General features: G+C 70.3%; 6 protein-coding genes. 5 read left to right on the top strand and 1 reads right to left on the bottom strand.

Annotated elements, in window-relative coordinates; translation table 11 throughout:
• Positions 1–150 precede the first annotated feature (150 nt).
• Complete coding sequence (locus ACFVW8_RS38400; protein ID WP_389698565.1) at positions 151–912, bottom strand: SigE family RNA polymerase sigma factor; 762 nt, start codon at positions 910–912, stop codon at positions 151–153.
• Positions 913–1,104: 192 nt separating this feature from the next.
• Between ACFVW8_RS38400 and afsQ1 the strand changes: the two genes are divergently transcribed.
• The 5 genes from afsQ1 (at position 1,105) to ACFVW8_RS38375 (ending at position 4,928) form a co-directional block, all read left to right on the top strand.
• A complete protein-coding gene (gene afsQ1 / locus ACFVW8_RS38395) occupies positions 1,105–1,782 on the top strand; it encodes a two-component system response regulator AfsQ1 (protein WP_199884271.1) in 678 nt (225 codons plus the stop codon).
• Positions 1,779–3,317: an ATP-binding protein gene (locus ACFVW8_RS38390; protein ID WP_389698563.1), complete on the top strand. Its 1,539-nt coding sequence runs from the start codon at positions 1,779–1,781 to the stop codon at positions 3,315–3,317. The genes afsQ1 and ACFVW8_RS38390 overlap by 4 nt, the downstream gene beginning before the upstream one ends.
• On the top strand, positions 3,317–3,931 hold the full coding sequence (locus tag ACFVW8_RS38385; RefSeq protein ID WP_389698567.1) for a hypothetical protein: 615 nt from the start codon (positions 3,317–3,319) through the stop codon (positions 3,929–3,931). Before ACFVW8_RS38390 ends, ACFVW8_RS38385 begins: the two co-directional genes overlap by 1 nt.
• Positions 3,932–4,079: 148 nt before the next feature.
• Positions 4,080–4,628 carry a VanZ family protein gene (locus ACFVW8_RS38380; protein ID WP_389698561.1) on the top strand — a complete coding sequence of 183 codons (549 nt, stop codon included), beginning with the start codon at positions 4,080–4,082 and terminating at the stop codon, positions 4,626–4,628.
• A 93-nt stretch (positions 4,629–4,721) separates the two neighbouring features.
• Positions 4,722–4,928 carry a PspC domain-containing protein gene (locus ACFVW8_RS38375; RefSeq protein WP_389698559.1) on the top strand — a complete coding sequence of 69 codons (207 nt, stop codon included), beginning with the start codon at positions 4,722–4,724 and terminating at the stop codon, positions 4,926–4,928.
• Positions 4,929–5,089: the final 161 nt, after the last annotated feature.

The following is a 5,089-nucleotide window of genomic DNA, read 5'->3' as shown; positions in this document are numbered from 1 at the left end:
GCTCATGGCGAGCGGCCCCTCCGTCACGCGCCGACGGGGCCGGACAGGACCCCCCGGCCCGTCCGACCCCGCAGCGTTTTCCCCCCGAACACCGCCGCCTCCCCCGAAGCAGCGGCCCGTTCCCCCCGTTCCCCCGTATCCCCCGTTGCCTCAGGCCACCAGCTCGCCGAAGGACTCTTCCTCGTCACGGCCGAAGCTGAGGACCTCGTCCTCGCGCAGCCGGCGGAGCGACCGCCAGATGCTGGACTTCACCGTGCCGACACTGATGTCGAGGATGGACGCGATCTCCGGGTCCGTGCGGCCCTCGTAGTAGCGCAGGACCAGCATCGTGCGCTGGAGCTCGGGCAGCCGCGCCAGCGCCTGCCAGAGCACGGCGCGCAGCTCCGTACCGCGCATCGCGTCCGTGTCGCCCACCGTCTCCGGCAGCTCCTCGGTCGGGTATTCGTTCAGCTTGCGCCTGCGCCAGGCGCTGATGTGCAGATTGGTCATGGTGCGGCGCAGATAGCCGCCCACCGCCGCCTTGTCACTGATCCGGTCCCACGCCCGGTACGTCGAGAAGAGGGCGCTCTGGAGCAGGTCCTCGGCCTCGAACCGGTCGCCGGTCAGGTGGTAGGCGGTGGCGTACAGGGAGGCGCGGCGCTCCCGGACGTAGGCCGTGAACACCGCTTCGGCGTCCTCGTCCCGCGCCGGGGTCTGCCGCTCCCCCGTGGCCTCCCCGTACGTGCTTCCCCCGTTGCTCCCGCCTGTTGCGGCAGGTGCGTCGACCACCGTCATGTACGACGGGTGCTGACGCCCGGTGCCACGAACGCACCCCCGTCCGTTCAATGCGGCACCGGACTTCTCGGCGTTCCGTCCGACGTCGTGGAGACGCGTGACAACTGCGCTTGCGGTGATGCCGTGTGTTGCGTTCATCTCGCGCCCCCCGTCGGTGGAGTCCGTCCGTTCCTTGTGACAACGAGCTTGCAGGGGCAGTTTCATGGCGCTGTCCTGCGACTGTCACAGGCCTGTCACAGGGCCCTGTGAGGACACGATCAGGGGGTGCCCGACGCATAAGAGGGGACCAACTGTCGAACTAGGGCTCCCCCATGGGTCAGAATGACCAGCGTGCCTTTCCTGTTGCTGATCGAGGACGACGACGCCATCCGCACGGCCCTCGAACTCTCGCTGTCACGCCAGGGCCACCGTGTGGCCACCGCGGCGACGGGAGAGGACGGCCTCAACCTGCTGAGAGAGCAGCGGCCCGACCTGGTCGTGCTGGATGTGATGCTGCCCGGTATCGATGGATTCGAGGTGTGCCGGCGCATCCGGCGCACCGACCAACTGCCGATCATTCTGCTGACCGCCCGAAGCGACGACATCGACGTCGTGGTGGGTCTGGAGTCCGGTGCCGACGACTATGTGGTGAAACCTGTGCAGGGCCGGGTGCTGGACGCCCGGATCCGCGCGGTGCTGCGCCGGGGCGAGCGCGAGTCCACGGACTCCGCGACGTTCGGGAGCGTGGTGATCGACCGGTCTGCGATGACCGTCACGAAGGACGGGGAGGATCTGCAGCTCACACCGACCGAGCTGCGTCTCCTGCTCGAACTGAGCCGGCGCCCCGGCCAGGCCCTGTCCAGACAGCAACTGCTGCGGCTGGTCTGGGAACACGACTACCTCGGTGACTCCCGGCTGGTGGACGCCTGTGTCCAGCGGCTGCGCGCCAAGGTGGAGGACGTGCCGTCCTCGCCGACCCTGATCCGTACCGTGCGGGGCGTGGGATACCGGCTGGACTCGCCGCAGTGAGCCCGGCTGTACGGCGGAGCCTGCTGGCCGGGCTCCGCTGGACCAGCCTGCGGTTGCGGCTCGTCGTCGTGTTCGCGCTGGTGGCGCTGACCGCCGCGGTGTCCGCGTCGGGGATCGCGTACTGGCTGAACCGCGAGGCGGTGCTGACCCGTACCCAGGACTCGGCGCTCGGGGACTTCCGGCAGGAGATGCAGGTCCGGGCGGCCTCGCTGCCGGTCCGCCCCACCAAGGACGATCTGCAGACCGCGGCCGCGCAGATGGCGAGCAGCAGCCCCGGCTACAGCGTGCTGCTGATCGACGAGCGCGATCCCGGCAAGCCGATCGTCGGCAACTCGGACCTGGACACCTTCACCCGGGACAACGTGCCGCAGTCGCTGCAGAAACAGGTCAACAAGAAGCAGCCGGTCAAGGCGGGCAACAAGTACGAGTACCACCTGTTCTGGCAACGGACCTCGATCCGCGGCACGCCGTATCTCGTGGGCGGTACGAAGATCATCGGCGGTGGCCCGACCGGTTACATGCTCAAGTCCCTCGACCAGGAACGGCAGGATCTGAACTCGCTGGCCTGGTCGTTGGGGATCGCCACCGCGCTCGCCCTGGTCGGCTCGGCCCTGCTCGCCCAGGCCGCGGCGACGACCGTGCTGCGTCCGGTGCAGCGTCTCGGTGACGCCGCCCGCAAGCTCGGCGAGGGCAAGCTCGACACCCGGCTCACGGTGTCCGGAACGGACGAACTGGCAGATCTCTCACGGACGTTCAACAAGACGGCGAGCTCCCTGGAGAAGAAGGTCGCGGACATGACCGCGCGGGAGGAGTCCAGCCGACGGTTCGTCGCCGACATGTCGCACGAACTGCGCACCCCGCTGACCGCGATCACCGCGGTAGCCGAGGTGCTGGAGGACGAGGCCGACACGCTCGACCCGATGATCGCGCCCGCCGTGCACCTGGTGGTGAGCGAGACCCGGCGGCTCAACGACCTGGTGGAGAACCTGATGGAGGTCACCCGCTTCGACGCGGGTACGGCCCGTCTCGTCCTGGACACCGTCGACGTGGCCGACCAGGTGACGGCCTGCATCGACGTCCGCGCCTGGCTGGACGCGGTCGATCTGGACGCCGAGCGCGGCATGATGGTCCGCCTTGATCCGCGCCGGCTCGACGTGATCCTGGCCAATCTGATCGGCAACGCGCTGAAGCACGGCGGTTCGCCGGTCCGGGTCACGGTGCGGACCGAGGGCGACGAACTGGTCATCGAGGTGCGCGACCACGGCCCCGGCATCCCGGAGGAAGTCCTGCCGCACGTCTTCGACCGCTTCTACAAGGCCAGCGCCTCCCGGCCGAGGTCCGAGGGCAGCGGCCTCGGACTGTCGATCGCCATGGAGAACGCGCACATCCACGGCGGTGACATCACCGCGGCGAACTCGCCGGACGGCGACGGCGCGGTGTTCGTCCTGCGCCTGCCGCGGGACGCCGAGGCGCTGAGCCGCGCACCAGAGGGCCGCGACGCGGAGATCCCGGACGAGGAGGACGACGCGACGTGATGCGCAGCGAACACCGGGGCCTTCGCCCCGCAGCGGCCGTGGCCGGTGCCGTGCTCTGTGCGGTGCTGGCGGCGGGCTGCGGGATCAGGACGACGTCCGTGCCCGTCGACGCCGGCCCCGCCCCCTCCCAGGTGCCGTGTGCGATGCCCCCGGAGGACGTCACCGCCCAGGCCGGCGAGGGCAGCCCGGTGCAGATCTATCTGGTGTGCTCCTCGCAGCTGGTCACGGTCGACCGCAGCGTGCGGGTCCGGGAGACGAAGTCGGACCGGGTCGAGGTCGCCGCCGCGCTCCTGGAGGAGCTGCGGGTCAAGCCCACGGGGCCCGAGGAGCAGGCGGGCTTCTCCACGGTCGTCCCGTCGGCGCTGCGGGTCACCGGGCCGCGTGCGGGCGACGCGAAGGGCGCGCTGCGGCTCAGCGAGCAGCCGGAGGACCTGACGCCCGAGGCGCTGGCCCAGATCGTCTGTACGTACGCGGAGAGCGAGCCGCTCGTCCAGGACGGCACGGTGCTGCTCGGCGGCCCCGGGGACTACGCGGCGCGCGGCTATCTGTGCACCACGGAGACGAAGGCCAGCCCGAAGACCGTACCGACACTGGGCGCGGTCAGGCTGCCCTGACAGCTCTTGGGGCGTGTTTGAAAGTCCCGCCTGCCCAGCGGGCGGACGGCGCTCCTTTCAGAACACGCCCTGGCCCCGGCCGGACCGTGAGCCAGGTCTCCCCCGCAGGAGCGGAACCGATCCTGCCGCTGCCCGCGTCTTGGGGAGCGTGCGTCAAGGTTCGGACGGCCAGGCCGTCATCCGCTTCCGCGCGGCCGGAGTGTCCCTCCTCCTCGCGCATCTGCTGCTCGTCGGGTGGCTGACTCTCCGCCCGCTGGACGTGCCGTGGATGACCGCCGCCAACTTCTCGCCGTTCGCCGGCATCAGGGCGGACCTGACACTGGGCCCGGCCGCCGCCGCCCGCCACATCGGCAAGGAGCTTCTGCTGCTGGCACCCCTCGGCGTGCTGCTGCCGATGGCCGGGGGCCGGCTCTTCGTCTCCCCCTGGGCCTCGCTCGCCCGCACCGTCGCCGCGGGATCGCTGATCTCGCTGGCCATCGAACTGGGCCAGACCGGGGTGCCCGGCCAGGTCGTCGACATCGACTCGCTGATCCTGAACACCGTCGGTGTGGCGCTCGCCCATGTGCTGTTCGTACCGGCGTTCCGGGCCCGGCTGCGCCGCCGCGAGCGGCAGCGGATCCGGTTCGTTCACCGGGCCGGCCACGAGGTCCCTCAGGGTGCGACCCCGACGATTTCCAGGGTCGGCATCGCCCCGTAGAGCGACGCTTTGCCCCTGTTCGGTGAGCCACCATGGATACATCGGGAGCACAACGGACTGCTCCCCCCGCAACGGTTCGCGAAGGAGCCCACCATGGCCGCACTTGCCCGCCCCCGTGACGGACGCATGATCGGCGGAGTGTGCGCAGCGCTGGCGCGGCGCTTCGGCACCTCCGCGGGAACCATGCGCGTCATCTTCCTCGTCTCGTGCCTGCTGCCGGGCCCGCAGTTCCTGCTCTACCTGGCACTGTGGCTGCTGCTCCCCCAGGAGCGGCCGTCGTCCGCCTCGACCGCCTGGTAGCACTGCACACGTCCGGGGAGTGCCGTACACACGTCCTGGAGTTGCCGTAGACACGCCTGTGGGCGGTCACCCCGGGCGGGGTGAGCGCCCACCGGCGTGGGTCGTTAGGGTCTCAGCGGCGGAGCGGCCGTCGGTTTGGCGAAAGAACAACGGTGTTCAGA

Source organism: Streptomyces sp. NPDC058221 (genome assembly GCF_042882365.1).
Lineage (GTDB): Bacteria > Actinomycetota > Actinomycetes > Streptomycetales > Streptomycetaceae > Streptomyces.
This window is presented reverse-complemented; position numbering and strand designations above follow the sequence as displayed.

What these genes read in the sequence shown, in the direction of transcription:
- ACFVW8_RS38385 (WP_389698567.1), top strand. Translation starts at nt 3,317, where the DNA reads ATGCGCAGCGAACACCGGGGCCTTCGCCCCGCAGCGGCCGTGGCCGGT.
- ACFVW8_RS38375 (WP_389698559.1), top strand. Translation starts at nt 4,722, where the DNA reads ATGGCCGCACTTGCCCGCCCCCGTGACGGACGCATGATCGGCGGAGTG.
- ACFVW8_RS38400 (WP_389698565.1), bottom strand. Translation starts at nt 912, where the DNA reads ATGAACGCAACACACGGCATCACCGCAAGCGCAGTTGTCACGCGTCTC.